The organism is Cupriavidus sp. FW305-F7, from assembly GCF_058782875.1.
The window spans coordinates 19,746-46,034 of record NZ_JBYSYC010000052.1 but is presented as its reverse complement, the minus strand read 5'-3'; the positions used below and the strand labels follow the sequence as shown (position 1 = coordinate 46,034).

At 63.2% G+C, this 26,289-nt stretch carries 19 protein-coding genes and 4 pseudogenes; 8 read left to right on the top strand and 15 right to left on the bottom strand.

What is annotated here, in order from left to right; genetic code table 11:
* Nucleotides 1-186 precede the first annotated feature (186 nt).
* Nucleotides 187-1,050 carry an AraC family transcriptional regulator gene (locus AC3WL8_RS33625; protein WP_211979647.1) on the top strand — a complete coding sequence of 288 codons (864 nt, stop codon included), beginning with the start codon at nt 187-189 and terminating at the stop codon, nt 1,048-1,050.
* Nucleotides 1,051-1,082: 32 nt separating this feature from the next.
* On the opposite strand, the gene AC3WL8_RS33620 is transcribed toward AC3WL8_RS33625, so the two are convergent.
* The 3 genes from AC3WL8_RS33620 to AC3WL8_RS33610 form a co-directional block, all read right to left on the bottom strand.
* Nucleotides 1,083-2,219 (bottom strand): acetamidase/formamidase family protein, encoded by a 1,137-nt coding sequence (locus AC3WL8_RS33620; RefSeq protein ID WP_013952120.1) that lies wholly within the window; start codon nt 2,217-2,219, stop codon nt 1,083-1,085.
* Nucleotides 2,220-2,289: 70 nt separating this feature from the next.
* Nucleotides 2,290-2,940 carry a c-type cytochrome gene (locus AC3WL8_RS33615; protein WP_249221167.1) on the bottom strand — a complete coding sequence of 217 codons (651 nt, stop codon included), beginning with the start codon at nt 2,938-2,940 and terminating at the stop codon, nt 2,290-2,292.
* 32 nt (nt 2,941-2,972) lie between these two features.
* The gene (locus AC3WL8_RS33610; RefSeq protein ID WP_211979645.1) at nt 2,973-4,019 is read right to left on the bottom strand and encodes a Bug family tripartite tricarboxylate transporter substrate binding protein; all 1,047 of its coding nucleotides are present in this window, start codon (nt 4,017-4,019) and stop codon (nt 2,973-2,975) included.
* 271 nt (nt 4,020-4,290) lie between these two features.
* On the opposite strand from AC3WL8_RS33610, the gene AC3WL8_RS33605 reads away from it, so the two are divergent.
* Nucleotides 4,291-5,079 (top strand): alpha/beta fold hydrolase, encoded by a 789-nt coding sequence (locus tag AC3WL8_RS33605; RefSeq protein ID WP_211979644.1) that lies wholly within the window; start codon nt 4,291-4,293, stop codon nt 5,077-5,079.
* A gap of 98 nt (nt 5,080-5,177) precedes the next feature.
* Here the strand turns inward: AC3WL8_RS33605 and AC3WL8_RS33600 are convergent, their stop codons facing one another.
* The 3 genes from AC3WL8_RS33600 to AC3WL8_RS33590 all read right to left on the bottom strand — a co-directional run bounded on the left by AC3WL8_RS33600 (nt 5,178) and on the right by AC3WL8_RS33590 (nt 8,576).
* Complete coding sequence (locus AC3WL8_RS33600; protein WP_211979643.1) at nt 5,178-5,687, bottom strand: GlcG/HbpS family heme-binding protein; 510 nt, start codon at nt 5,685-5,687, stop codon at nt 5,178-5,180.
* Nucleotides 5,688-5,772: 85 nt separating this feature from the next.
* A complete protein-coding gene (locus AC3WL8_RS33595; RefSeq protein ID WP_042883042.1) occupies nt 5,773-6,825 on the bottom strand; it encodes a porin in 1,053 nt (350 codons plus the stop codon).
* Nucleotides 6,826-7,631: 806 nt separating this feature from the next.
* On the bottom strand, nt 7,632-8,576 hold the full coding sequence (locus tag AC3WL8_RS33590; protein ID WP_211979642.1) for a hypothetical protein: 945 nt from the start codon (nt 8,574-8,576) through the stop codon (nt 7,632-7,634).
* Between the two features lie 432 nt (nt 8,577-9,008).
* Here AC3WL8_RS33590 and AC3WL8_RS33585 point away from each other — a divergent pair, with 432 nt between their 5' ends.
* Nucleotides 9,009-13,016 (top strand): ATP-binding protein, encoded by a 4,008-nt coding sequence (locus AC3WL8_RS33585; RefSeq protein ID WP_492379725.1) that lies wholly within the window; start codon nt 9,009-9,011, stop codon nt 13,014-13,016.
* 135 nt (nt 13,017-13,151) lie between these two features.
* Here AC3WL8_RS33585 and AC3WL8_RS33580 read toward each other — a convergent pair whose 3' ends face one another.
* Complete coding sequence (locus AC3WL8_RS33580; RefSeq protein ID WP_249221165.1) at nt 13,152-13,514, bottom strand: UTRA domain-containing protein; 363 nt, start codon at nt 13,512-13,514, stop codon at nt 13,152-13,154.
* Nucleotides 13,515-13,600: 86 nt separating this feature from the next.
* Here AC3WL8_RS33580 and AC3WL8_RS33575 point away from each other — a divergent pair, with 86 nt between their 5' ends.
* The 3 genes and pseudogenes from AC3WL8_RS33575 to AC3WL8_RS33565 all read left to right on the top strand — a co-directional run bounded on the left by AC3WL8_RS33575 (nt 13,601) and on the right by AC3WL8_RS33565 (nt 17,410).
* A complete protein-coding gene (locus tag AC3WL8_RS33575) occupies nt 13,601-14,917 on the top strand; it encodes a class-II fumarase/aspartase family protein (RefSeq protein WP_249221164.1) in 1,317 nt (438 codons plus the stop codon).
* 27 nt (nt 14,918-14,944) lie between these two features.
* Nucleotides 14,945-16,137, top strand: a pseudogene (locus AC3WL8_RS33570) (cation:dicarboxylate symporter family transporter); the annotation flags it as partial.
* Nucleotides 16,094-17,410: a sensor histidine kinase gene (locus tag AC3WL8_RS33565; protein ID WP_492379724.1), complete on the top strand. Its 1,317-nt coding sequence runs from the start codon at nt 16,094-16,096 to the stop codon at nt 17,408-17,410. The pseudogene AC3WL8_RS33570 and the gene AC3WL8_RS33565, both read left to right, overlap by 44 nt.
* A 243-nt stretch (nt 17,411-17,653) precedes the next feature.
* Here the strand turns inward: AC3WL8_RS33565 and AC3WL8_RS33560 are convergent, their stop codons facing one another.
* Nucleotides 17,654-18,223: a YdeI/OmpD-associated family protein gene (locus tag AC3WL8_RS33560; RefSeq protein ID WP_492379723.1), complete on the bottom strand. Its 570-nt coding sequence runs from the start codon at nt 18,221-18,223 to the stop codon at nt 17,654-17,656.
* A 340-nt stretch (nt 18,224-18,563) separates the two neighbouring features.
* Between AC3WL8_RS33560 and AC3WL8_RS33555 the strand changes: the two are divergent.
* Nucleotides 18,564-18,722 (top strand): annotated as a pseudogene (locus tag AC3WL8_RS33555) (cupin domain-containing protein); the annotation flags it as partial.
* Nucleotides 18,723-18,856: 134 nt separating this feature from the next.
* On the opposite strand, the pseudogene AC3WL8_RS33550 reads toward AC3WL8_RS33555, so the two are convergent.
* From AC3WL8_RS33550 to AC3WL8_RS33525, 6 genes and pseudogenes are all read right to left on the bottom strand, one after another.
* Nucleotides 18,857-20,059: pseudogene (locus AC3WL8_RS33550) on the bottom strand (2-isopropylmalate synthase); the annotation flags it as partial.
* A 26-nt stretch (nt 20,060-20,085) separates the two neighbouring features.
* Nucleotides 20,086-21,183 (bottom strand): Leu/Phe/Val dehydrogenase, encoded by a 1,098-nt coding sequence (locus tag AC3WL8_RS33545; protein ID WP_013952106.1) that lies wholly within the window; start codon nt 21,181-21,183, stop codon nt 20,086-20,088.
* A 247-nt stretch (nt 21,184-21,430) separates the two neighbouring features.
* Complete coding sequence (gene bcaP / locus AC3WL8_RS33540) at nt 21,431-22,828, bottom strand: branched-chain amino acid transporter BcaP (RefSeq protein WP_211979639.1); 1,398 nt, start codon at nt 22,826-22,828, stop codon at nt 21,431-21,433.
* A gap of 265 nt (nt 22,829-23,093) precedes the next feature.
* Nucleotides 23,094-24,188 (bottom strand): branched-chain amino acid aminotransferase, encoded by a 1,095-nt coding sequence (locus tag AC3WL8_RS33535; RefSeq protein ID WP_211979638.1) that lies wholly within the window; start codon nt 24,186-24,188, stop codon nt 23,094-23,096.
* A gap of 183 nt (nt 24,189-24,371) precedes the next feature.
* Nucleotides 24,372-24,638: a DUF6537 domain-containing protein gene (locus AC3WL8_RS33530; RefSeq protein ID WP_492379726.1), complete on the bottom strand. Its 267-nt coding sequence runs from the start codon at nt 24,636-24,638 to the stop codon at nt 24,372-24,374.
* A gap of 30 nt (nt 24,639-24,668) precedes the next feature.
* Nucleotides 24,669-24,876: pseudogene (locus AC3WL8_RS33525) on the bottom strand (hypothetical protein); the annotation flags it as partial.
* 116 nt (nt 24,877-24,992) lie between these two features.
* Between AC3WL8_RS33525 and AC3WL8_RS33520 the strand changes: the two are divergent.
* The gene (locus AC3WL8_RS33520; RefSeq protein ID WP_211979637.1) at nt 24,993-25,148 is read left to right on the top strand and encodes a hypothetical protein; all 156 of its coding nucleotides are present in this window, start codon (nt 24,993-24,995) and stop codon (nt 25,146-25,148) included.
* A gap of 310 nt (nt 25,149-25,458) precedes the next feature.
* Here the strand turns inward: AC3WL8_RS33520 and AC3WL8_RS33515 are convergent, their stop codons facing one another.
* Nucleotides 25,459-26,229 (bottom strand): IclR family transcriptional regulator, encoded by a 771-nt coding sequence (locus AC3WL8_RS33515; protein ID WP_013952100.1) that lies wholly within the window; start codon nt 26,227-26,229, stop codon nt 25,459-25,461.
* Nucleotides 26,230-26,289 lie beyond the last annotated feature (60 nt).

Below are 26,289 nucleotides of genomic sequence, written 5' to 3'. Positions count from 1 at the left end.
TTGCACTTTTTTGGGGGTTATCGAGTGATTCGCCGAAGCGTGTGGAACTGACGGGTCCTCTGTCTCCTGTACGACTTCTTCGGCATCGATTGGTCGGGCGCCGGTTGACTGAGAGTGAAATCGCGCTCCGCCACCTGCAGCGCATCGGCACGATTCCCCCTTGGCTTGCTTGAGGAGACAACTTGCATGGCAAAGGACCGCCAGATACGCATCGTCCACGGCAGCTTCGGCCGTGCCACCCTCCATCGGATATCGGGGCCGCTCGTCGCGCATGCGCATGCGGAGTTCCATCTGATCTTCAAGATCGGCGGCACAGATGCGACATTCAAGATCGACGGCCAACCGGCGACACTGACCGACGGCTGCGCGCTGCTGATCAATCCCTGGTCGACGCATGCGAAGAGCGCTAAGGAGGGCTCGCCTTCGCTGCTGCTCGCCTTGCTGCTGGAGCCGGAATGGCTCGGGCGCACGCTCGGCGTCGACAATCCTGCCGGCGGCCTGCACTTCAGTAAAGCGCTGGTGCGCATGGATGCGGATACCGTCACATCGCTGACGGCGCTGGGTACCTGCCTGGCTCGGGATCTGGCCGACGATTCGGCAATTGGCTCGGCAGATTGCGAGGCCGCCGTCGCGAATCTGGCGCGCAGGGTGTCGGCCTGCCATCTTCAGCGGCGGTCGATGACCGAAGTGCTGGCAAACACCAGGCCGCTGGACTACCGGATCAAGCGCGCGACCGAGTACATACGCAGCCACGCCGGGGAAAACCCCAACGTTAAAACGGTCGCCAGCGCGGTGGGCATGTCCCGCAGCCGGCTCTTCCACCAGTTCAAGGCCTGCATGGGCATCTCGCCGCAGCAATACCTCGACTGGATCCGAATCGGCATCGCCACACGCCTGCTGGCGGAACGGCATGCCAGCATCGGGGACGTGGCACACCAACTCGGATTCAGCGCGCAAGGACACTTCACGCGCTTTTTCGTCCAGCACCTGGGGCTTAGCCCGTCGGAGTTCCGCCGCACCGGCATGCCGGGCGGCGCGCACGGCGACTGAGGCGCCCCACGCCGCCCGGCATCCGCTGCCGGTCAGCCGCGCAGCGAGCGCGACAGCTTGTCCTGGATGACCGCGTCGAATACCGCCTTGGGCAGCATGCCGTGCACGGTCTTGGCCGGAATCGACGTGTAGTTGCTAGCCGTCTGGTTGGAGTACTGCGTGATGCGGAAGTCCGAGGTGATACTAGCGAGCGAGTACACGTCATGCGGATCCATGCCGGTCGCCGCGCTCACCCAGTTGAGCATCTGCCGCAGGCAGGCGACCAGCGCCTCGTCGAGATTCTTGCCGAAGCCGAGAATGATCCAGTGGCTGGGCGTCTCCGCCATCGGCAGGGCCAAGGGCCGCTGCTTGTGCAGGAAATACTGGATCTGCATGTCCTCCATCGCGGTTTCGATGGCGGTCTGATTGACCACGCCGTCGCCTTGGGCGGCATGCGAGTCGCCGGTCCAGATCATCGCGCCCGGCCGCTGCACCGGTAGGAACAGTGACGTACCCTCAACCAGCTCGCGCAACACGAGATTGCCGCCATACGGACCGCTGAGGATGCCACTGACCGGTTCGTCGCCGGCGGGCTGCACCGCCATCACGCCCTGGAATGGCGCCAGCTTGATGCGGATACCCGGCGCGAACTCGGTGTACTGCCGGCTCTCGTCAAACTTGAAATAGCGCAGGTACGGCTTCGCAAAGTCGTTCGGCAGTGCACCGACCCCTTTTGGTGCCGAGTTCCATCCCCAGCCGATCGGGCGCAGCTTGACCATGCGGCACTCCACCACGTCGCCGGGCATCGACCCGCGCAGTTCCACTGGCCCGACGTTCGAGTACGGCCCTTGCGGAAATCGCTTGCGCACGGGTTCGCGATCCTCGTAGCTCATGCCGTACGAGGCGCCGTTGGCCCAGTTGACCCAGGTATTGGGATACATCACTAGGTCGCCCGACTCGATGCTGGCGACCGGCGCCGCCTTGGGGTCGAGAATGCCGACGCGCACGGTCTCGGTGGCGGACTCGATCCGGTGGATCTTGCCCGGTTTGACTATGGGGAGCGAAGCGGCGTCCGATGCAGCAAGCGGCGTGTTCCGCCCCGCCGTCACCTGCGCCGCCGCCTTCAGCGACGCGGCTCCCAGGCCGAGGGCGCCGGCAGCCTTCAGCCAATGTCTCCTGTCGATCATCATCGTTTTGGTTCCTTTCGATTGGGCCGTCCGCGGCACCACCCCGCTGGACGGCGAAATGCAGCACATCAGTTCAGTGCAGTTGCGCCACATACTGCGCAACTGCGACGATCTCCTCGTCTGTCATCAACGGCACCAGAAGGCTCATCAACTTGCCGGGACCGCCACGCGTGCCGGATCTCCACGCGTGGAGTTGCCTGACCACGTATTCCGGCTGCTGGCCGGCAATGCGCGGAAAGTCGGGCGCGATGCCTTCCCCTTTCGGCCGATGGCATGAAATACAGGCCGGCAGCCGATTGGACGGATTGCCCTTCCAGTAGATGGCCTTGCCCGCCTCGACCAGGTGCGGCAAGGCGGCCTGTCCGCGCGCGGGTGGCTGGCGACTAAAGTAGCGCGCCACCTCGCGCATCTCCGTCTCGCTCATGCTCTGCACCACGGCGGCCATCCTGGCGTCCTGGCGCAGTGCTGGCTCGCCGGCACCGGCCTTGAACTGCCGCAGTTGCTTGAACAGGTAGTCTGCGTTCTGGCCCGCCAGGCTGGGATATTCCTTCTGCGTGCTCTGGCCAGTGTTGCCGTGGCATGCCGCGCAGACCTGCTCCACCATCAGCCGCGCGGGCCGTGATTCGCCTGCCTCCGGTGCCGGTTGCGCCAGCGAAGGCACGGCCAGCGCGCACAACGCGAGCATGCAGGCAGACAGCCGGCGGCGCTCCATGGGATGTTTCACGTCGGAATTCTCACAACAAGGCATTGCCCGACCTAGTTCAGGTAGCCACCGGTCTTGGCGACGATCTGGCGCGCGCGCTGCGTTTCGCTGGTCAGACGGGTGCTCAGGCCGGTCACGCCGGTCTGGCTGAAGGCGGTGTCAACACTCAGGCCGGTCAGCTTGGCGCGGATCCCGGCATCGCTCATGATGGCGTGGATCTCGCCGCGCAGCCGCTCGACCACGGGCGCCGGCGTGCCCTTGGGGGCAAACACGCCATACCAGACGGTAGTGTCGTAGCCGGGAATACTCTCGGCCACAGTGGGCACGTTGGGCAGAGCCTTGAGCCGGCTCGCGGTGCCGACGGCCAGTAGCTTCAGCTTGCCGGAGTTCACATGAGGCATGTACTCCAGCAGCGGTCCCGTCGCCAGGTCGATGTGGCCGGCGATCATGTCGTTGATCGTCGGGCCGCTGCCCTTGTAAGGAATATTGGTGATGTCGACACCGGCCATCGTCTTGATCATTTCGAGCGGATAGCTGGTCGGGCCGCCATAGTTGATCTTGCCGGGATTCGCCTTGGCATAGGCGATCAGTTCGGGGACGGACTTGTATGGCGTGTGCGGGTTCGTAACCAGCACCAGCGGTGACTCGCCCAGCGGCGCCACAGGTACCAGGTCGCGCGTCACATCGTAGGGCAGCTTGCGGTAGAAGGCAGCGTTGACCGCGTGGATGCTGTTCAGGATGCCGATCGTGTGACCGTCCGGCGCCGCGCGCACGAGCGCCTCCGCGCCAATATTGCCGCTGGCGCCCGGCCGGTTCTCCACCACGACTGGTTGTCCCAGCGCGTTCGACAGGCGCTGCGCCAAGGCCCTGGCCAGCACGTCGTTGATGCCTGCCGGCGGAAACGGCACGATGAAGACGATAGGCTTCGAAGGCTTCCAGCTGGCCTGTATATTCGTGTCCGCTGCCGCTGCGTTGGCGGCGACGGGCCGCAGGCCTGCGACAGCCACGGCGAGTGTGGCGGTGATGGCCGCAGTGATGGCGGCAAGCGTGGCCACGCGCCGAGGGGCGGTCAGGAATGACGGAGGCTTCCGGCTTTGCATTGACTCTTGTCTCCTTGTGAATCGCGATGCGTGGGCGACAGGGTCAGCCCGGGCTCATACTCTACTGATTCGGACACAAGGCGCTTCCCCATTTGGGGAGCCGTTTACCAAAACGTCCTCCGTTCTGCGGTATTGCGGTACGCTGGCCGACGATCGCAGACGCCGCACGGCGCCTGCTTACCGGATTGTCCAAGAACTTGACAGGCACTCCGCTCGCGCCGCAGCTCCTCATGCAATATGGAGCGCCACATCGACGACCGGAGGAAACGCAATGCATTACAACCAAGACGGCGCCGTGGTCACCATCGGCAACGGCCCGAACCATGTCATCGCCTTGCACGGCTGGTTCGGCCATGCACGCGGATGGGGGCCCTTTGTGGACGTGCTCGACGGCGACCGCTTCACCTACGCCTTCATCGACTATCGAGGCTATGGTTCCCGGCGAGGGATCCAGGGCAGATTCGACATGCGGGAGATCGCCGCCGACGTGCTGGCGCTTGGTGACGAACTGGGATGGCAGCGCTTCTCGCTGATCGGGCACTCCATGGGAGGCAAGGCCATGCAGGCCGTCGCCATGCTGGCCCCTGCACGCGTCACGGCCATGGTCGGCGTCACACCAGTACCGCCTACGCCTGTGCCGTTCGACAAGCCAGCACGCGCTCTGTTCGAACGTGCCGCCGGCGAGCTCGCGGCAAGAATCGCGGTCCTCGACAATTCGACGGGCAAACGCCTGAGCCGGCATTGGGTGGAAAAGATGGTCCGGGCCTCGACGCAGCATGCCGATGCCGACGCGTTTGCCGCCTACTTCCGGGCATGGGCCGACACCGACTTCTCTGCTGAAGTTGCCGGCACCAGCGTTCCCACGCTGCTGCTGGTCGGTGAGCACGACCCGTCGCTGACTGCTGACATCATGGAGCAGACGTACGGCAAAGCATTCCTCGATCTGGCCATCGACGTTATCCGCAACGCAGGACACTATCCGATGGACGAGACGCCGGTGGACCTCGCCACGCGGATCGAGCGCTTCCTGTCGGACATCCAGAGCCGTAGTGAGCCCTGACGCCCTGGCGTGCCCCCACAGCGCGCCTGCCGGTGTCATACGCCGGCAGGCGCGACCATGACGCAAGCATGAACGATGCGCCCAGGCGCATGCACCACTCAGGGTGCCTCAGTCGCACCGATCGCGGCCACGCCGCGGCGCCCGATCTCCTCGTCCACGTCCGATGGCCCCCCGCTGACGCCGACGGCCCCGACCAGCCGGCCACCGACGTAGATGCCCAGGGAACCTTGCGACGGAAAGACCGGCCCGCCATAGACCAGCGAACTCATCTGGCCGAAGACGATGGGATTGGCCTGATAGCGCTTCACGAGCTCGGCGCCGGAGGCGCCTCCCGTTGCCGCCGAGGCGATGGCTTTGCCGCGCGCGACGTCAAAGGTCGCAAACGGGGCGCCATCCATTCTCACGCCGCTGAGAAAGTGGCCGGAGACGTCGACCACGACGATGCTGACGGCAAGTTTTCGGTCCTCGGCAAACCGTTTGGCGGCATCAGTAAGCCGGACCGCGGCGTCCGCGCCCAGGGTCTGCAGCTGGGTTACGCCTGCCGCAGATGCGATCGGCGCGCAGAACAGATGCAGCCCGAAGGCCACGGCGAGAGTAAAGCGCTTCATGGATTCTCCTATGCTTGACGGGATCGCGGCGCGCCGGCACCTGGCCGGCAACGGCGACCGGCCGGTGCGCACGTCCGTGCGCACATCAGAAGAGATGGCGCATGCCCATCATGACCCCGCGCGGGTCGGACACGCTGCTTGCCGTGACCTCATTGGGGATGTTCGAGAATGTGTAGTTGGCCTTGTTCGTGTTCCAGATCTTGCTGGCGTTGGCATAGAGCGTTGTGCGCTTGGACATCGAGTACTGGTAGCCGATCGAAGCCTGCTGGCCGCGGTTCGGCGTGCCGACCGATTGCTGCATGCCGTATGCCAGCAGTACCAGTCCAGCGCCTCCCACGGGAATGGTCGTGCCGACGTGGAAACCGCGGTCCTTAAGAGTCGCCTGCCCTGGCACCCATCGCGTGGCCTGGCGTACGTTGGCGAACAACTTCACCCAAGGGAATTCGTAGGTGGCGCCGATCGCGCGCTCGTCGCGGTCGGCATCCGTTACCGCGCCGATGCTGTAGGTGCGTTCGTAGGCAAGGCCCAGCCACAGCGGACCGCGAGCATAAGTTAGCCCGCCGGCCGCCAGCCGGTCGGCGTCGCGTGGCGCGCTGGTCCGCTCGGCGCCGAATGAATAGATTACGCTGCCCTGCAGCCCGGCAAGTTCGGGACTTTCGTACCTGATGGAATTGTCTGCGCGCGCGGTCAGGCTGCTGCCTGCGGGGCCGCCGTTCTGCAGGCGACCGAGCGGGCCATACGGCGAGAAGCCGAAGGCCGACGCCTGCCCTTCGATGTAGTAGATCGGCGTGTTCTGCCGGCCAAGCGTCAGCGCACCCCAGTCCTTGCTGCTCAGGCCGACCCAGGCCTGGCGGCCAAACAGGCGTCCTCCCTGCTGGGCGGTGCCGCTGTCCAGTGCAAGGCCGGTCTCCAGTGTAAATACCGTGGACAGTCCCGGCGCCAGTTCCTCCTTGCCCCGCAAGCCCCAGCGCGATTGATACAGCCCGCCGTCCTCGACCCGCGCGACATGATTTGCCCCGGACTTGACATACTCGGTGTAGAGATCGGCTACGCCAAAAATGGTCACCCCCGATTGTGCCGCCGCTATGCCCGGCACCGCTGCCACCGCCACTACCAAGAGCGCTCCCATTCTTTTCATGCGTTTCTCCTCGCTGTTCCGTCCTGTTTGACGATATGGTTCTTGCACGGTCTTGCACCGGCGCAGCAAGGGTATGGGTTCGCGCTGGGAAAGCGCTAACCCAATCGTCCCGCCAATTGGAAAGGTGTCCGGAATGCGGAACCGGGGCGGGTCAGGAGGGCAGGTTCACGCGCAGGGTGCGGGGGGGACAGGCCTGGAAGTCCGCGGGGAGCGCTGGCGGATTCGGCAAGCCGATGGAGAGGCGCAGCGGGAAGGTGGTAGGAACGCAGTAGGCTGGCCGGGCTGAACCCGGCCTCGCATGAAATCGCCCTCCCCCAGCGGGCGCCAACCGTCCTGGCAAGTGTCGCGGCCGGCTGGCGGCTGGGACGCCGCGCCGGAAACGCGCTACAGGTTTCGACTGAACTCGTAGTTGTAGGGATCGCTGTTGAAACGATGCGTATTGTCGGCACCCATCTGCGGGCCGGCGCAACCGAACATGCTTAGCGTTAATCCGCAGAGTATTGCGGCAGCCAGGAATCGGATCATGATGCACCTCGCGTCGAAATCGTCCGCCAGGGTACGGCGGAAGCGTGAGTTGAGTCTATACCACCCCACGAAGGTGCCTTTCTGAATCGAACGGGCCATTGCCGGCAAGCGTGGGCGTGGCAGCTTTTCCCGACATGGCGCGTTTCCAGCAGGAAGCCTTGACCGGGGGCACGGTGCTGCTAACGCTGTTTCCAGCGATTCTGGCTCCGCCTTTTCGTCGCGAAGCTCACGATGCTTAGCGGCTGCGAACGTGTAGTTCGCAGCCGCTAATATCGCGCACGCTAGCTCATGATCGGTGCCATCGCAGTTTCGATTCTGAATAGCTGGCTCCCGGTGATCATGCTACCGAGAGCCTGACTGAAGCGGGGCTCCTGCACTCCGGAAATGATGTATTGCCACCTGTAAGCGGCAAGCAGGCCGATGCGCACGGAATCTTTGTCAGCCATCGACAGCGATCGTGGGCAGATCATCGCAAAGTAGTCTGCGTCCGCATTAGCCTGAGTTTGCAGAATGCCGTCCACGGCGGCGACCAATTCGATCAGATCGTTGACAGCTGCGTCACGTTCTTCAGGCGAAAGCCTCGCATCTTCGCGTTGCCATTCGATTTCATCGAGAATCGCGTGCTGTGATTCCTCGCGCCAGTGATAGAGAAAGACGTCTTTCCATAGTTCAGAGGAATTCATGTCGCCGTCGATGCTGCCTCGATAGTGCGCGAGCACGAAGAGTTCGATGTGACAGGTTAGAGCGAGCACTGCCCAGGTGGACTTTGCGAGGACGAACGAGGCCACACTATTTGCGTCCGGCAAGAACGAATAACCAGCTGGCATGCCTTCGGCGCACATGCGCTCGATGCGGCGAAATAGCTCCTGATGCTTGATTTCCTCATCACTGAACCGGACAAGTGCTTCAAGCGCGCTCTGATCGCCGAGTCGGTATGGGCCGCTCATCTCCAGTACCTTCGCCGCGATGAAGCGTTCGACGAGACCGAACATGTTCGCGTACGTACGGCCCTGAATCTGGCTGAGCAGACGCTGCTCGTCGTGACCGAGAAAGGCGAGAGAATCGACCTTTGATAGAGCGTCTGGCAAAAACTTCTTCGTGAAATCGAAGCTTCGGCCGCGAATTACGTCGCGGTCGATGTCCCAGCGGACGCGCTTGGATGCAGCGATGCACTTGGCGTAGCGGTTGGTAGTAGTCACCCTATGCCCATCAGTCATGATTTCCATTGAAACGCTCCTTCAATACGTCACACGTCCCGTGGCCGCCGCGAGCGACGACTATCCTTCCACCTTGCACGGTTCGAACGCCGGGCGGCGGTTTGAGGCACTGGGTACGTGATCTGCCGCCTGGCATACGTGTTGGTGCCGCCCGGATTTCCCATCCTTTCGAACGGGTAAGCCACGTTTGGAGTACGGCAACATCACGATTCCAACTATCGTTGCCTGACGTCATCAATCCGTGAACTGCGGGCGGGGTCGCGTAAAAACGCCGTAAAAAAAATTCTCATGAAAGCGGCCGCATCTTGCCGGGTAGCCTGCACATGAGGCCGGATTCGAGTCGGCAACCAAGCCTATGCCTACCCCGACCCATTTCAGGACGAGGTGAACCTGAAGAAGTGACCTGCAAAAGACCGGTGGGAGGGCAGTCTTCATTGATGCGTGAAAGTCGCGCCGGGCGGACTAGACTTTTTGAGAGCGACGCTTCACCTCACGCACGACATGGCCCGGCTCAAGATAGAAGTCCTCGGAGGCTTGCAAGTCCGGCTTGCCGGACAGCATGGATCGCTCGCTTTTCCCACCAGGAAAAGCAAGGCCATCCTGGCCTACCTTGCCCTGTCGCCGGGGATGCTGCGGTCGCGAGAGCAACTGGCAAGCGTGCTTTGGGAGCGCAGTGCGGAAGAGCAGGCAAGGGCCAGTTTGCGGCAGACTCTGTCGAGCTTGCGCCGGGTCCTGCCGAACGCGCCCCCAATCTTGAACGCGGAGCCGGATGCCATATGGCTTGACGGACAGTTCGTGGAAGTCGACGCGCTGCAATTCACGAGCCTCGCGACTGAACGATCTCCTGACTCCCTGTCGAAAGCTGTTGCACTCTATCGGGGCGCCCTACTCGATGGTTTCAGCCTTCGTGAAGAACCGTTCGAGCAGTGGATGATCATCGAGCGTCGCTGGTTTCATGAACGCGCCGTGGAAGTGTTCACCGAACTCGTCGGCCATTACGAACAATCTGGCGAATTTGATCGTGCAATTGCGACGGCAAGCAGAGTATTGGCCTTGGACCCGTCACTCGAATGGGCCCATGCGCTGCTTATGAGGCTGTATGCGAGGACGGGACGCCGGAACGCTGCTGTCCGCCAGTACCAGGAATGCGTCCGAGTGCTCAATACCGAACTCGGCATTGCCCCGGCCGAGAGCACTCAACGTCTGGCTGCTCAAATCCAGCAGGATTCAGGCGGAGCTAGAGAGCCTGCAGGTCCGGCCGTGGCTGTCGGGGAACCGGCTAAGCAGTCCGGGATTGCGTCGCGCGCTGGCTACGCAGCGGATAGCGCAACGGCATTCCCGGCGGAGCGCAAGCACCTGAGTGTGCTCTGCGCCCGCGTGCGCGAACCCATCAGCGTCATCGATCAGGAGACGGCACTTGAGCGCGTCGACGCTGTATTGAAGGCAATGGTCGACTCCGTTCAGCGATTCGGCGGCCTCGTCACCCAACTCAGAAGCGATGGTGTCACAGCACTATTTGGAGCGCCCGTCGCACACGAAGAGCATGCGGTGGAAGCCTGTTATGCAGCGCTCGCGATGCGCGCACGCATTTCGGCACTCATTGAGCGATCCCTGGATGTGCGAATTGGCGTACATTCCGGCGAGGCTGTCGTCCGGACGATTGGCGACGAGGGGTCGCAGCACTATGACGCGCTCGGCTCCGTACCGCAGATCGCGAATCAGATCGATGTCGCGCTCGCGGCCGGAGAGATCGGCGTGAGCGCGGACACGGCGAGATGTGCCGAAGGGTTCATCGAACTTTCGGATCTTCGCGCGAGATCGCTTCCTGGTGCGACGCCCCCCCTCGAGATCTTCACGCTGGGGACAAAGTCCGAGTTGCGTCTTCGCTGGAACGCTCGTACCGTACGCGGCCTCACGCATTTTGTCGGCCGCGACACAGAGATGGCCAGTTTGCAGGGGATGCTTGCGCGTGCCGGACACAGCGCTGGCCAGGTATGCGCCGTCGTCGGGGAACCGGGCGTGGGAAAGTCTCGCCTCGTGCATGAGTTTGTCAACTCGGAACAGGCGGCCGGGTGGACAAAATTCGAAACGGGCGCGACATCGCGCGACACGAGCGCGATCTATCTTCCCCTGGCCAATCTGCTCCGGACGTGGTTCGGCATCGGGACGCATGACACACTGGATGGGGCCGCCGAGAAGCTTCGTCGCGGCGTCGACGCGGTCGACCCGGCGCTCGCCTGGACGTGTCCTGCGCTGGCTGCAATGCTGGACCTACCGCCGGATGATCCGCAGTGGGACATGGCGACTCCGCCGCAAAGGCGCAAGCGCACACTCGAAGCGATTGCCTCTCTCATGATCCGAGCGAGTGAGCACCGCCCATCGATCCTCGTTGTCGAGGATCTGCACTGGATCGATGACGGCACGCAGGCCGTGCTCGATCATCTCGTCGACTTCATCGGTGCGTCACGCGTGATGCTTCTCGTGACCCATCGACCCGAGTATCGGCACACATGGTCTGGCAAGAGCTATTTTGCCCAGCTGCACGTGGACAGTCTCGGCACCGAAGGCGCGAAGCAGCTGCTGCAGTCGCTGCTCGGCGACGGCAGCGAGCTTTCCGCCCTTAGGCGTCACCTGATCGAGCGCACGGGATGCACACCGTTTTTCCTGGAAGAATCCGTTCGTGCGCTCGCAGATTCGGGCGCACTGGTTGGCCAAAAAGGCGCATACCAGATGGCGCGAACGATAGACACGTTCGATATTCCATCAACCGTGCATGCAGTTCTCGCTTCGCGGATCGATCGCCTGTCCGCGCAGCAGAAGGCCCTTCTGCAGATGGCGGCCGTGATCGGCCATGAATTTCCCGTCGATCTTCTTGAGCCGATAGCCAATCTCGATCGCGAGCGGCTACTCGATCTGCTCGCCGATCTGCAAGCGGCTGAATTCCTCTATCAGACCCGCTTGTTGCCGCATCAGCAATATACCTTCAAGCATGCGCTCACGCATCGAGTCGCATATGCAAGCGTACTCAAGGAGCGAAGACGCCCTATTCACGTGCAGCTTGTGGGCGTCATCGAGCAACTTTACACGCAACGTCTTGACGAGCATGTCGAACTCCTCGCGCATCACGCGCTTGCTGGCGAACTTTGGGACAAGGCTGTTCACTATCTGTACCAATCCGCGGGCAAGGCGCTGCAGCGGTTCGCGTATCAGCAGGCCGTTGATCACCTGAACAGAGGGCTCGAGATCATCCGGATGTTGCCTCGTTCTCCTGCGCTGCTCAGGCAAGAGCTCGAGTATCAAAAGGTCCTTGGCGTGACCATGATGGCAGCGAAGGGTTGGGCGGCAAAAGAAGTCCTTGACGCGTATACGCGAGCAAGGGCGCTCTGCGAGGAGCTTGGAGACGAGAGCGAACTGTTCACCGTACTGCGGGGAGAAGGACAGTATCGGATGATCCGTGGTGAGTCAGAAATCGCCCGCGAACTTGGTAACCGGTGCACAGCTCTGACCGCGGGCTCGCATGATCCCGGGATGCAAATCGAGACGCATCATCTTTTCTGGACGAACAGCTTTTTCATGGGGGAATATGCTGCTTCAGAGTTTCATAGCAGAAGCGGAATGGTCCTTTACGAGCGAGAGCGAGACCACCCGCTGACATTCAAATACTCTGGACATGATCCTGGTGTGTGCTGCCGGTGCTTCACCGCGCTGGTTCAGTGCCTGCGTGGATACCCGGACAAATCACTGGCGATCTGCGACGAGGCGCTGGGGCTCGCGCAAGAACTCCGTCATCCACTGACGACCGCTTTGACCTATTGGGCATGCAGCTTCGCGCATATCTTGCGGGGCGAGCCTGAACTGGCGAAGCAGTGGGCTGCACGGGAAATTGCAGTTTGCGATGAGTACATGCTGCCCTTGCTGCTGTCGCAAGGTAAGTTTCAGCTGGGTTGGTCGCTGGCGCAAATGGGCGATCTCGACGAAGGCATAGAAAGGATGCGGGAGGGAATTTCAGCAATCAGCGCAACCGGTGCGGAAATGGGGCTGCCATACTTCAATGCGCTGCTTGGCGAGGCGCTTGGCTGCGCGGGCAAACCAGAGGCAGGGCTCGTCGAGATCGATCGGGCGCTCGCCGCTGTCAATCGTCACGGCGGACGCTTCCAGCTATCGGAAATGCTGCGCCTGAAAGGCGAATTGCTTGCGACTCGGCACCCCATGCAACGAAACGAAGCACTAGCGACCCTTCACGAGGCAATCGCCGTTGCACAAAGACAGGGCGCGGGTCTTCCCGGGCTTCGGGCGGCGATCAGCCTTGCCCGTCAGTTGGCAGCAGCGGGCGACATTCAGCATGCATGCGCCGTGCTACAGCCCGCCTGCGACAGCATTAGGGAAGGAAGTGACCTCACCGATGTGCGCACCGCGCAGACGCTCCTGGCTGAACTGAAGAATCGCTAGCGCAAGACACTAAACTTCGCTACACCGGCTGAACGATTCCATCAAGCTGTTGCATCGACCGGTTGAATCTGCAGTGGGGAAGCGCCACCCAAACCGAAGATGCAAAGGCCGCTCCCCGCCCAAAGCAGCATTCGCCTACGAAGTGGAACGCTTCAATCGCATCAACACTGAAAAGCTGTCCGCCGGATGCACCGTCGCCGTAACCTCGAAGGTCTGCCCGTCGGCGTCCAGATAGCGCCGGACGATTTTCAATACCGACGCACCCGGTTCGAGCCTCAGCGCCTTCGCCACGGTTTCGTCGGCGAGGGTCGACGCGCTTACGTCCTGCTCGATCTCGGCGATCTGCCGCCCGTAGCGCGACTCGATCAGCGTGCTGACAAGTGTGTCCGGCGACGCGCGCACCATGTCGCCAATGTCCGTGTAGGCAGGATCGATATAGACATCTGTCCAGGCTATCGGCATATCGGCGCGGCCATCGCGACCATCGTTCAGGCGCACGCTCGAGACACTCCATTCCTGCGATTCCCGCCGCCAGCACCGTTGTCGACTCCGCCCTCTTCCGCGATGCCTTTGGCACGAAGAAGATGCGCCAGATCTTCTCCGACGGTGCGCTGGTGCAGCGCTATATCGACGTCGAGGTCGCGCTGGCCAAGGCCGAGGCCCGGGCAGGCGTGATCCCGGCGGAGGCGGCCGAGGCCATTGCCCGCGAATCGCGCATCGAGCGCATCGAGCGCATCGACTTCGACCACATGCGCGAGGAAACCGACATCGTCGGCTACCCGATCCTGCCGCTCGTGCACCAGCTCGTGGCAATGTGCGGGGAGGCCGGACGCTACGTGCACTGGGGCGCCACCACGCAGGACATCATGGACACCGCCGTGGCACTCCAGGTGCGCGACGCGCTCGACAGCATCGACGCCGACATCCGCGAGCTGCGCGCCATTCTCGCCGATCTCTCGGCCAGGCACCGCAACACGCCGATGGCCTGCCGCACCCACCTGCAGCAGGCGCTGCCGGTGACGTTCGGCTACAAGACCGCCATCTGGCTGGCCATGTTCGACCGCCACCAGCAGCGTATCGCCGAACTGCGCCCGCGCGTGGCGGTGGTGGAGTTCGCCGGCGCGGCCGGCACGCTGGCGTCGCTGGGCGGACAAGGCGACAACAAGGGCTTCGCGGTGCAAGAGGCGCTGGCTGTCGAGCTGGGCCTGGGGGTGCCCGCCACCACCTGGCACGTGGCGCGCGATGGCTTCGCCGAGGCGGTCAACCTGCTGGCGCTGGTCACCGGCTCGCTGGGCAAGATCGCGCTCGACATCATGATCATGGCCTCGACGGAATTCGCCGAAGTCTACGAGCCCTTCGTCAAGGGCCGCGGCGCGAGCAGCACCATGCCGCAGAAGCGCAACCCGATCTCGAGCGAACTGATGCTCGCAGCCTCGAAGGCGGTGCGCCAGCACGCGGGCCTGATGGTCGACGCGATGGTGCAGGACTTCGAGCGTGCCACCGGTCCCTGGCACGCCGAATGGATCGCCATTCCGGAGAGCTTCATCCTCACCTCGGGCGCGCTGCACCAGGCGAAGTTCGCGCTGGGCGGGCTGATCGTCGACGAAGCCCGCATGCAGCACAACCTCGGCATCTCGCGCGGCCTGATCGTGGCCGAGGCCGTGATGATGGGCATGGCCCCGTACATCGGCCGTCAGCAGGCCCACGATGTGGTCTACGACGCCTGCCGCGCCGTCAACGAGAGCGGCGGCAGGCTGGCCGACGCGCTCGCCGCGCTGCCGGAAGTCACGAAGCACTTCGACCGCGCCGCCATCGAGCGCATGACCGACCCGGCGAACTATCTCGGTCTCGCGCCGCAAATGGTCGACCGCGCCCTCGAATTGTCCCGCAAGGTAGCCTGACACAGGCCCACGGTGGAGGAAGACATCATGCACAACGAAACCATCCAGACTCCCGCTGTTCCGCCCGCACCGCCTGTGGCCCCGCGACTACCCTGGTACCGCAAGCTCGGCATGCAGGTGCTCGTCTCACTGATCCTCGGCATCGCCGTCGGCTTCGCGTTTCCGAAGTTCGCCTCGCAGCTCAAGCTGCTGGGTGACATGTTCCTGTCGCTGATCAAGGCCGGCGTGGCGCCGCTGGTGTTCCTTACCATCGTCCACGGCATCGCCTCGGCGGGCGACGTGAAGAGCGCCGGGCGCGTAGGCTGGCGGTCAATCCTGTACTTCGAGGTGATCTCCACCATTGCGCTGGTGGTCGGCATGTTCGCCGGCAACCTGCTGGAGATCGGCACGGGCATGTCGCACGTCGCCGGCACGCCGCCACGCCGGTCACGGCCAAGACCGCCGCACCGCAGGGTTTCCTCGAGTTCATGATGCACATCGTGCCCGACAACTTCGTCGGCGCCTTCGCCAAGGGCGAACTGCTGCAGGTGGTGGTGCTCGAGGTGATGGTGGGCATCGGCATCCTCGCCATTCCCGAGGCACGCCGCGCGAAGATCAACGACGGCCTCGCCTCCATCTCGGAAGTTCTCTTTTCATTCATCAACCTGGTGATGAAGCTGGCGCCGATCGGCACCTTCGGCGCGGTGGCGTACTCGGTGGGCAGCAACGGCGCCGCCGTGCTGGTCGCGCTGGCGCAGTTCGTGGTGAGCTTCTATGCGGTGGTGGTGCTGTTCATCGCCGTGGTACTCGGCATCGTCGCGAAGGTGGCGGGCTTCAGCCTGTGGCGCTTCCTGCGCTACATCAAGGACGAGATCCTGATCGTGCTGGGCACAGCGTCGTCGGAAAGCGCGCTGCCGCGCCTGCTGATCAAGCTCCAGCGCCTGGGCTGCGCCAAGCAGACCGTCGGCCTGGTGCTGCCGACCGGCTATGCGTTCAACCTCGACGGCACCTCGATCTTCATGGCGATGGGCGTGATGTTCATCTCGCATGCTTACGGGGTGCCGGGTCGTTCGTGGTGTTTGCGGCCACGGTGACGTCCACCGGGATGCTGCCGGTGGAAGGGCTGGCGGTGATCTTCGGGCGTATACCGCTTCCTGTCGATGGCCATCGCCACTTGCAACACCATGAGGGCTCGCTGTGCTGTCGCTCGCGGCCGCGGCCGCTTCATTCTACGTGCTGCGCCACGAAGTCGATCGGATGTCGGACAGTGCGTTGCAAGAAACGGCGCAGCGCCTGTTGCCGCTCGCTATCATGGATATCGTCGGGCGCGATGCGGATGGCGATGACGATGGCAGCCGCCGTATCGCAGCCGTTCGCCCGCACGACGAATTGCTGACCTACGCGGTTCGCGATGACAGGGGCAGGCTTCTGCTGCGATCGCACGACGCCGATATCGCCATCTTCCCGCCTGACCTGAAAGCGGGCTTCACTTCTACGGCGTCGCACCGGATTTACGCCGAACCGGGCTTGCAGGGCACGATCTCCCTGATCATCGCCGAGCCGCTCGCCACGCGCCGGCATGCAGTGATTGAAGCCGCGCTCGCGGTCGCCAGGGTCCTCATCCTGTTTCTGCCGGTGGGCCTGTGTGGCATCTGGCTGATTGTCCGCACCGGGCTACGGCCAATCCGGCGTTTCTGCGGCAGCATCGCTGCACGCGGCCAGAACGACCTGACACCGCTCGAAAAGAAGGAACTGCCGACGGAGGTCGCTCCGGTTGCCGACGCGGTCAATGACCTGATGGCTCGCCTGGAGCGCGCGCTGGCTGCGGAGCGTAGCTTCACTGCCAATAGCGCACACGAGTTGCGCACCCCGATTGCCGCAGCCCTCGCGCAGACGCAGCGCCTCATGGCCGAAATGCCTTCCGCCGCCATGCGGGAACGCGTGCAGAATGTCAAGAGAGCCCTGCACGCCCTGTCGCGGGTCAGCGAAAGGCTCATGCAACTCGCGAAGGCCGAAAATGGACGCGTGCCCGGGGACGCGCCGCAGGATCTGCGCCCGGTACTGGAGCTTGTCGTCGAGGATTTTCGGCGCGTTGCATCTGCGAAGCCGATCCAGCTCGACCTGCCCGACCAGCCCGTGCCGTCGTGGATCGATCCGGACGCATTCGCCATAGTCGTGCGCAATCTGGTTGAAAATGCGCTCAAGCACGGTGCGCCCGGGAGACCGGTGGGGATTGTGCTGTCGGTCACCGGTACGCTCAGTGTAAGGAATCAAGGACCAGTGCTGCCGGACGATGAACTTGAGCGCCTGACGAAACCGTTCGAGCGCGGCGCGACTACAGCCAAAGGCAGCGGGCTTGGCCTGGCGATCGTCGAAGCGATTGTCCGCGGCGCGGGTTCGGTCCTTACGCTGCGCTCACCGGTTCCCGGCTGGCAGGACGGCCTGCAGGTGACCATCGATGGTTTGCCGCTTGCGCCCGCGAGGCCGATGCGCGAGAAGGCCGGTCCAGCGTAATCAGTTGGGATGATCTGCATCGAACTTCGGTCGTTCGCAGATGGGTCCGCGAATGACCGTGACGGGTCGAATACGGAAGCTGGCCGTGGGATCGCCAGCATGGCCGGCACCCGGCTTCAAGCTTCCGGGCTCGGCCAGTCTCTGTCGCTTACCCGTACGCGCTGCACGCGGCGGCCATCGGCCAAAACGGTCAGTAGAGGTGACATGCCCATGTGGCGAAAATTCCGCCAGAAGTGAAAGGCTCTAGGGATAGAAGGCCTCACCGCGATACAGCATGTTGACGAACTCTTCGATTTTGCGCGCCCGGGTTTCTGGCATTTTGGCATTCTGTACGCGAAACAGGATGGCATAGCGGTTGCGGCTATCCAATGTTGCAAAGAACTTCTTGGCTCTCGGATTTGCGTCCAACGCTACCTGTAAGTCGTCCGGCACTATCGACTTACTTGCTGACGCGTAAGCTGCCTCCCAGCGGCCGTCCTTCTTAGCTCTCTCGATCTGCGTCATGCCAGGCGGGCGCATCCTCCCTGCGGCGATCAGCGCTTCAGCCCTGTCTTTGTTTAGCTTTGACCAGATGCTTTTTGCCGAGCGTGGCGTGAAGCGTTGCAACCAGTATTTCTCGCTCTCGGCCTGTTTTTTACCATCAATCCAGCCATAACATAGAGCGCCTTCTAACGCCTGTTCGTACGTTACGGTTGGCTGTTCGGCTCCTTTCTTCGCCAGGCGCAGCCATGCTCCGGTCGAAGTGCCGCCGTTTTGCGCCAACCAGCTTTCCCATTCGATCTGGCTGATAAACGTTAGAGGGAATTCAGTCATGTCACTATACCGGACGGTTGAATTCTGAGCGAGGGGCTTCGTCCGAAGTCTAGCAGCGTTTATATGGACCTCAGCATCCAGGTCGGCCGAAGGCCGGTCGCCTTTGGCCCGGACGTGACAAGCTTCTAGCGGCGGGCATCGGTCCGTTCAAGGCCACAAGCCGCCATTCACATGCGTCGTCATTCGGACGTTCACGCGTCGGCTCCGCCCCGTAACCGGTCATCCGATTGTTAGAAGCGCCTCCCTTCATTGGCCTGCCCGATCACCCGGGCGCGGCATGCCGATAGCGGGTCGTGGAGGGCGATGTCGGAAGCGGGCATGGGACCCCCTGGGGTAACCCGAGCACCTGTCGGTCCAGTCAGGGTCAATGACGGTGCGCTCAGGCGGGGAAGAAGAGAGGCTGAAACATGGGTAGACCGCCCGCTATGGCGCGGACGTCGCCCATGCCATCACCAATCCGGGCAAGACGGTGGCGACGGCGCTGCTGGTGGTCAATCATGCTGCGCGCCTCGCGCGGCTACCGGAGCTTTGGCGTCGGCTTGTCCCGACGTTCGGGAAGCAGACGGCGCTGTCTTGAGCGCCGCCTGCGGTAGCTCCCGGCGGCGTGGCCGGGAGCGCTTATGAAGCGCCGACCGTACTGGATTCCGCCACGCCGAGGGCAATGTGCCTCAGATCGTCATCGGTAATCGCGGCCTTCGTATCCGCCAGTCCCTTGAAGCGGGCGAAGGCAGCGGACAGCCCTTCGTCGTCGGGAAAATGCAGCCCGAGTTCCTGAACCCTGTGCTTGAAAGCATTCCGGCCGGAAAGCTTGCCGAGCACGAGCGCGCCCTTGTCCCATCCAACATCTTCCGGCCGCATGATTTCATAGGTCTCACGGGCTTTCAGGATGCCATCCTGGTGGATGCCTGACGCATGTGCGAAGGCATTGGCACCGACCACCGCCTTGTTCGCCGGAACGATGAACCCCGTGGCCTCGGCAACGGCCCTGGAGGCAGCGACCAGATGCGTGGTGTTCACGCCAACGTCAAGTCCGAACAGGTCACGCCTGGTCTTTACCGCCATGACGACCTCTTCCAGGGACGCGTTGCCTGCGCGTTCGCCAAGCCCGTTGATGGTGCACTCGATCTGCCGGGCGCCACCGTACTTGACGGCCGCCAGCGAATTGGCAACCGCCAGGCCGAGGTCATTGTGGCAATGCACCGACCATATGGCCTTGTCGGAGTTGGGAATGCGCTCGCGAAGCTTCCGCAGTCCCTCGGCAAATTCGACGGGCATGGCATAGCCAACGGTATCGGGGACGTTGATCGTGGTCGCCCCTTCCTTGATGACCCCTTCGATCACGCGACAGAGGAAATCGGGGTCCGATCGACTCCCATCCTCGGGGCTGAATTCCACGTCGTCCGTAAACTGGCGCGCGAAGCGGACGGCAGTGCACGCCCGCAGATACACCTCCTCCGGGGTCATGCGCAGCTTCTTCTCCATGTGCAACGCCGACGTGGCGATAAAGGTGTGGATGCGGGATCTTCTCGCGCTCCTCAACGCATTGGCGGCTCGCTCGATATCGCGCTCATTGGCACGGGCGAGCGAGCAAATCACGCTGCCCTTCACTTGCCCGGAAATCTCCCGGATGGCGTCATGGTCCCCATCCGAGCTGGCTGCAAAGCCAGCTTCGATGACATCGACGTTCAGGGCATCGAGATATTCCGCGACCGCGATCTTCTGCCTGACGGTCATTGCCGCGCCAGGCGACTGTTCGCCATCGCGCAGGGTGGTATCAAGGATGACGAGCTTGTCGCTGGCGCTGGTCGAACTGTGGGGCTTCGGGAATTCGTTCATCGGCTTCCTCCTGGTCGACGTGACGCTCAGTTCGGCCCGATGCCACGCGACAACACCTCGTGCGCCCATGTCACCGCCGCGCGCGCCGGCGCCTGGCCGGTCGACTCCACGCGTTGCGCCAGCCTGAGCACCCGTTCGCGGATGCCTGCCACTTCGTCGCGCAGGGCCGATTCGTCGACACCGCCGAGGTATTCCCGGGCGCAACTCACGATGCCGCCGGCATTGATGAGGAAGTCGGGGGCATAGAAGATCCCGCGCTGGTGCAGGGTGTCGCCTTCGGCGAGCGAAGCGAGTTGATTGTTTGCCCCGCCGGCGACGACCCGGAAGCGGCAGCTTTCGGCCACGGCCGGGGTGATGACGGCACCCAGCGCGCAAGGCGCGAATACATCGGCGTCGACGGCTGTGATGGCTTCCGGCGATACGACGCGGGCGCCAAACTGCTGTTGCGCCTGCGTCGTGCGGCCGGCGTCGATATCGGCCACGGTCAGGGTGGCGCCCGCTTCATGGAGACGGCGGCAAAGCTCCCAGCCCACCGAACCCAGTCCCTGGACGGCCACGGACAAGCCGGCGAGCGACTTGCGGTCCAGGCGATACAGCGCCGCCGCCTCGATGCCGACGAACACGCCGTATGCCGTCCACGGCGAGGGATTGCCGCCGAAGCCGCCGTCGCGCGGCATGCCGCTGACGTAGCGGGTCTCGGCCTGGACGGCACGCATGTCGTCCACCGTCGTGCCGACGTCCTCGGCCGTAATATAGCTGCCTTGCAGCGACTCGACCATGCGGCCGAAGGCGCGGAAGAGTTGCTGGCGGTCGGTCTGCGCCGGGGAACGCAGGATCACCGCCTTGCCGCCACCGAACGGCAGCCCGGCGAGGGCGTTCTTGTAGGCCATGCCCTGTGACAGGCGCAGCGCATCGGACAGCGCGTCGACTTCGGCGGGATAGGCCCAGTACCGGCAGCCGCCGAAGGCGGGGCCCAGTCTGGTGTTGTAGATGGCGATGATGGCCTGCAGGCCGGATTCCGGATCAGTCGCGAGCGTCACGCGCTCGTGGGACAGGCCTTCGCAGGTGCCGAAAAGGCGGACAGCGGCCGCCGCGTGGGTACGGTCGTTCAACTTCTTCTCCATGACGTGGGGAATGCAAAGCTGTAGCTCTGCCTTCCTTGACACACCGCCTGGGTTACAGTGCGGTGCGGCGTTGATGGGGCGGGGAGCCCCAATCCCGTTCGGCTGCGGGCGATCTTGTCGCGCCGGCGCCGGGTTGGCATCTTACCCAGTTTCTCGGTGCGGGCGGGGCTGGGGTTTTCGCTTACTCCAAGGTCGGCTTCCACATCCGCTTACCGTGTCTCGGGACTCTTACGGCCAGCACCGCGTGCTACCTGGTGCCACCGTGCAGCACCGCGTTGCGGCGCGCGTACAGGAAGTAGATCGACAGGCCGATCCCCAGCCAAATGAGGAAAGCGATCCAGGTCAGCGCTTGAAGGTGCGCCATCAGGAACAGGCAGAAGCCCACCGATAGCAGCGGAACCACCGGCACGCCGGGACAGCGGAAAGCTCTCGGCAGCTCGGGACGGGTCCGGCGCAGCACCAGCACCGCGATCGAGATCAGCGTGAAGGCGGAGAGCGTGCCGATATTGATCAACTCGGCCAGCACATTGAGCGGCACGAATGCGGCGATCATCGCGAACACGATGCCGACGGTCCAGGTGGCAAAGAATGGGGTGGCGTGCACCGGGTGGACCGACGACAGCTTGGCGGGCAGCAGGCCGTCGCGAGACATGGCAAAGATGACGCGAGTCTGGCCAAAGGTCATTACCAGGATCACCGTGGTCATGCCGAGAATGGCGCCCAGGTCGACAAAGCCAGCCACCCAGTTCTGTCCCGCGTACTGCAACACCAGCGACACGGGATGGTCGATGCCGGCGAACTTGGCGAAGGGAACGACGCCAGTCATGATGGCCGCGACTATCACGTATAGCACTGTGCAGACCGTCAGCGAGCCGATGATGCCGACCGGCAGGTCGCGGTGCGGATTGCGCACTTCCTCGGCGGCTGAGGTCACCGCATCGAAGCCGATAAAGGCGAAGAACACCAGCGCCGCCGCATTGAAGATGCCGGATACCCCGAACGGCGCGAATGGCTGCCAGTTGGCCGGCTTGACATGCCAGACGCCGACCGCGATGAACAGCACCACCACCGAAATCTTGATTGCCACCATCAGGTTGTTGAGACGGACCGACTCGCGCACGCCGCACGACACCACCCAAGTGGTGATCAGCATGATTAGGAAGGCCGGCAGGTTGAACAAGGTGTGCACGCCCGGCACAGCCCCCGGAGCCGCCGTCAGCGCCGCCGGCAAATGCAGACCGAAACCCGCCGCCAGCGACTGGAAGTATCCCGACCAGCCCACCGACACCGCCGAGGTAGCCAGGCCGTATTCGAGCAGAAGGTCCCAGCCGATCATCCAGGCAATGATCTCGCCCAGAGTCGCGTAGCTATAGGTATAGATCGATCCCGACACCGGGATGGCGGAGGCGAACTCGGCATAGCACAGCGCGGCGAAGCCGCAGGCCATGGCCGCGATGACGAAAGACACGGTCAGCGCCGGGCCGGCGGTCAAAGCGCCGGTGCCGGTCAGCACGAAGATGCCGGTGCCGATGATGGCGCCGATGCCCATCAGCACGAGGTCCACCGGACCCAGCACCTTCTTCAGGCTGCAAACGCGTCTGTCCACCAGCATGGCGTCAATGTCTTTGGTTCGGAACAAGCTCATATAGGTGTCTCCTGCATGTGCTGCCGAGCGATCGCACGGGCCCGCGCCGGAGATGGCGACGAGTCATGCGGGCGCGAAGGCATCCGGGCAGCGTGCTGCCGGGGTCGACGGCACGGCTTGCCGGCACGCAGGTCGCGCCCCGGTCCCGGTATTTGTTGGAATTACCCGGACCGCCCAGGCCACGGGGACAGACGTCAAACCGAATCAACGCGGCGCGCACGGCCCTCCGATTCCTTGCACGCCGCTGATGTCAAACACGCCGGTCTCAATCGACGTGATGAACCCATCCGAACGGGTCGGCGATCTTGCCGCGCTGGATGCCGGTCAACAACGAACGGAGGCGTTGCGTAACTTCGCCTTCCCCACCATTGCCGATCGTGAACTCCCCACCAGCGTGACGTACCTGCCCGATGGCGGTGACGACCGCGGCCGTGCCACAGGCAAAAGTTTCCTTAACCCTGCCACTGGCTGCATCTGTGCGCCACGTCTCGAAGTCGTATGCTGTTTCATTGACCGGAATACCCTCGTGCCTGGCCAGTTCGATGATCGAAGCGCGCGTAATGCCCGGCAGGATTGTCCCTGTTAATGGGGGCGTGCGCAGAGAGCCGTCATCCATCACGAAAAAAACATTCATGCCCCCGAGCTCCTCGATCCAGCGGTGCTCCGCAGCGTCAAGGAACACGACCTGGTCGCAGCCATTGGCCGAGCCCTCGGTCTGCGCGATCAGGCTGGCTGCGTAGTTGCCGCCGCACTTGGCCGCGCCGGTGCCGCCTGGGGCCGCTCGGGTGTAGCGATCCGAAACCCATACGGTCACCGCCGACTTGCCGGCCTTGAAATACGGGCCGACCGGGCAAGCAATCACGCAAAATACAAATTCGGCCGACGCGCGCACGCCGAGAAAATTCTCCGAGGCGAACATGAATGGACGCAGGTAGAGGCTTCCATCGCCACCTGGAATCCAGGCGCGGTCAATATCGACGAGCGCTTCCACGGCTTGCAGAAATGTGGCCTCGGGCAGGTCGGCCATCGACATGCGGGCAGCAGAGGCGCGAAAACGCCTTGCGTTCTCCTGTGGTCGGAACAGCGAGATCTTGCCGTCCTCGCCACGGTATGCCTTCATGCCCTCGAAGATTTCCTGCGCGTAGTGCAGTACTGCGCAGGCGGGATCGATTTGGAAAGGACGGCGTGCTTCGACCTTGGCGTCATGCCAGCCGCGACCGTCGGTCCAACGGATCGTGACCATGTGATCTGTGAAAATGCGTCCGAACGTCGGATTTGCCAACTTGGCAGCGATCTCATCGGCGGGGGTGGGCCCGGGATGAGGCTCTACAACGAACTGTAGTTGATTTTCCGTACTCATTTTTCAGTGTTCCGAGGATGTTGGGCCATACGGCCCTGGCCGCCGCGGTAGTGTCGCCGGGGCGGGTGCCTTACAAGGGTGGAGTGCTACTTGCCAAAGAGCGGCGCGCCTTCGCAAGCCCCACCACCGCCAAGCCGGACGCGCTCGATCCTGCCACAGGAAACTGTTCTGCTGCGGCCGGAGTCAGGCAGCAGCACTCAACGCGCCACTGCGAAATTGGCCCAGCAACGCCGTCCGCCGCTGCGCCGTCTTCTGCATATTGACCTCCTTCACATGGCCGAAACTGCGAATATCGTCTGGTAGTGAAGCCATTGCGACAGCAGTGTCAAGTTTGGCGTCGCTCAGGGACTGCGCAAGCTCCTCCACCGTGGCGAGATACTCGGCAATCAGTTGCCGCTCTGCGCGCCGTTCGGTAGGCCTGCCGAATATACCGAAGGCGGTGTCGCGCAAGCCCTTCAGCCGCGCCAGACGGCCGTCATGGAGCCCGCCCAGCGGCGAGCTCCGGTACCCGGAATAAAGCCGGCGGTATTCAATCCCGCGGCCCGGTCGCGGGCCTATTGCCGCAGTGGCAGTCGCCCCAGCGCCTGGGTGCCGCTCAAGTAGACGCGGCCTCTTTTGAGGGTGTCCTTGTCGTCCAGGCTGGCCGCGGCCAGGGATTCGCGCAGGTTGGCGATAGTGGGGTATTCACGATGTCTGTCTCCGCATGCTTCTTTTGTCCGGAGGAGTGTAGGAAGCGCCCGCGCCATCGTAAAATCAAAAATTCCAAAACCTGATATCCACAAAACATATAGCGGAGGGATGGACATGGCCAGGTCTCGCGAGGCACCGGAAAGGATCGCCGACGAGACTACGCTGCTGCAGTTCCGCTACTTCGCCGCAGCCGCCGAGACCATTTCTACCAGCACGCACCTGCCCAGCCTGCTGGCGCGCTTTCGCACCAAATACCCGGACAGGGCGTGAATCTGAAATGACGAGTCGTGGACGAAGATGGGGCTGCTGATCGACGCCCCGATGCCAGACCGTCATGGACGAGGACCACTTGGGCAATTGGTCGCTGTTCACCAGTATGTGGCAGCCGAACAGGGTAAGAGCAGAGTTCCGCCGCATCGACTAACGCGTCCCCGCTTGAACGGCGGCTAGGCTATGAAAGCGGACTTTGCCGTCACGGAGGCCTGAGCGGCGGCAACGGGTCGAAAAGCGACGACCGGCTCGCGACTGACAGAGGTCATCTACGATTTCTATCGGCTCTTCATGCCCCACATCTGCAATATCAAGGGTGCCAGGTCGACGGCCTTTCAATTTGCATCGCAGGCCGTTGACTGCCTGCCATGGCATACGAAAGCTTGTTCGCCGCGTCGACGACTGTCTGTGCCAGCTCCAGCAAACGCTCTTCGCTTAGCCGGGAAGTCGGTCCTGAAATACACATGGAGCCAAGCAGCCGCCAGTGCAATCCGAACACCGGTGCAGACACACTCGAGACTTCGGCCTCGCGCTCGCCAAGCGACAGATGAAATCCACGGCGGCGGATCATTTCATAAAGCTCGCCCGGCTCGCCTGAGAACGCCAGGATGACGCGGCCTGGCGAACCGCTGTCCAGCGGCAGTGCCGCCCCGATCCTGACGTGATGCCGGATGGCCTGCGGTCCTTCGACCCGGACGAGGCAGGTTCGCTGTTGTCCCTCCCGGACGTAGAACGAAGCGCTTTCGCCGGTCTTGATCGTCAGCTCCCGCAGCACCGGCTCCACCACTTCCTGAACGTTGAAGGTTGCCTGGTAGCACGCGCCCAGCCACCCTGCTGCGCGGCCGAGCCGCCAGTTGCCGTCTTCCTTCTGCACCAGATAGTTGTCCGCCGCCAGCGTGCGCGCCAGCCGCAGCACGGTGGTCTTGTGGATGCCGGTCCGCCGGCTCAGTTCGGCAAGTGAGAGCTGGGGGTCGTTCACCCCGAACGCTTCGAGTACGCGCAGGGCGCGGGTGACCGCAATGACGCCCCCAGCGCCATCGTCGCCCCTTGAAGCGCCCTTTGGGTCACTATTCGCATTCATAGAACGAAACGGGGTGCACAGTATGAAACGCCATTGTATGCCGTGAAACGGTCGATCACA

What these genes read in the sequence shown, in the direction of transcription:
- AC3WL8_RS33625 (WP_211979647.1), top strand. Translation starts at nt 187, where the DNA reads ATGGCAAAGGACCGCCAGATACGCATCGTCCACGGCAGCTTCGGCCGT.
- AC3WL8_RS33620 (WP_013952120.1), bottom strand. Translation starts at nt 2,219, where the DNA reads ATGATGATCGACAGGAGACATTGGCTGAAGGCTGCCGGCGCCCTCGGC.
- AC3WL8_RS33610 (WP_211979645.1), bottom strand. Translation starts at nt 4,019, where the DNA reads ATGCAAAGCCGGAAGCCTCCGTCATTCCTGACCGCCCCTCGGCGCGTG.
- AC3WL8_RS33605 (WP_211979644.1), top strand. Translation starts at nt 4,291, where the DNA reads ATGCATTACAACCAAGACGGCGCCGTGGTCACCATCGGCAACGGCCCG.
- AC3WL8_RS33600 (WP_211979643.1), bottom strand. Translation starts at nt 5,687, where the DNA reads ATGAAGCGCTTTACTCTCGCCGTGGCCTTCGGGCTGCATCTGTTCTGC.
- AC3WL8_RS33595 (WP_042883042.1), bottom strand. Translation starts at nt 6,825, where the DNA reads ATGAAAAGAATGGGAGCGCTCTTGGTAGTGGCGGTGGCAGCGGTGCCG.
- AC3WL8_RS33590 (WP_211979642.1), bottom strand. Translation starts at nt 8,576, where the DNA reads ATGGAAATCATGACTGATGGGCATAGGGTGACTACTACCAACCGCTAC.
- AC3WL8_RS33575 (WP_249221164.1), top strand. Translation starts at nt 13,601, where the DNA reads ATGCGCCAGATCTTCTCCGACGGTGCGCTGGTGCAGCGCTATATCGAC.
- AC3WL8_RS33560 (WP_492379723.1), bottom strand. Translation starts at nt 18,223, where the DNA reads ATGACTGAATTCCCTCTAACGTTTATCAGCCAGATCGAATGGGAAAGC.
- AC3WL8_RS33545 (WP_013952106.1), bottom strand. Translation starts at nt 21,183, where the DNA reads ATGGAGAAGAAGTTGAACGACCGTACCCACGCGGCGGCCGCTGTCCGC.
- bcaP (WP_211979639.1), bottom strand. Translation starts at nt 22,828, where the DNA reads ATGAGCTTGTTCCGAACCAAAGACATTGACGCCATGCTGGTGGACAGA.
- AC3WL8_RS33535 (WP_211979638.1), bottom strand. Translation starts at nt 24,188, where the DNA reads ATGAGTACGGAAAATCAACTACAGTTCGTTGTAGAGCCTCATCCCGGG.
- AC3WL8_RS33520 (WP_211979637.1), top strand. Translation starts at nt 24,993, where the DNA reads ATGGCCAGGTCTCGCGAGGCACCGGAAAGGATCGCCGACGAGACTACG.
- AC3WL8_RS33515 (WP_013952100.1), bottom strand. Translation starts at nt 26,229, where the DNA reads ATGAATGCGAATAGTGACCCAAAGGGCGCTTCAAGGGGCGACGATGGC.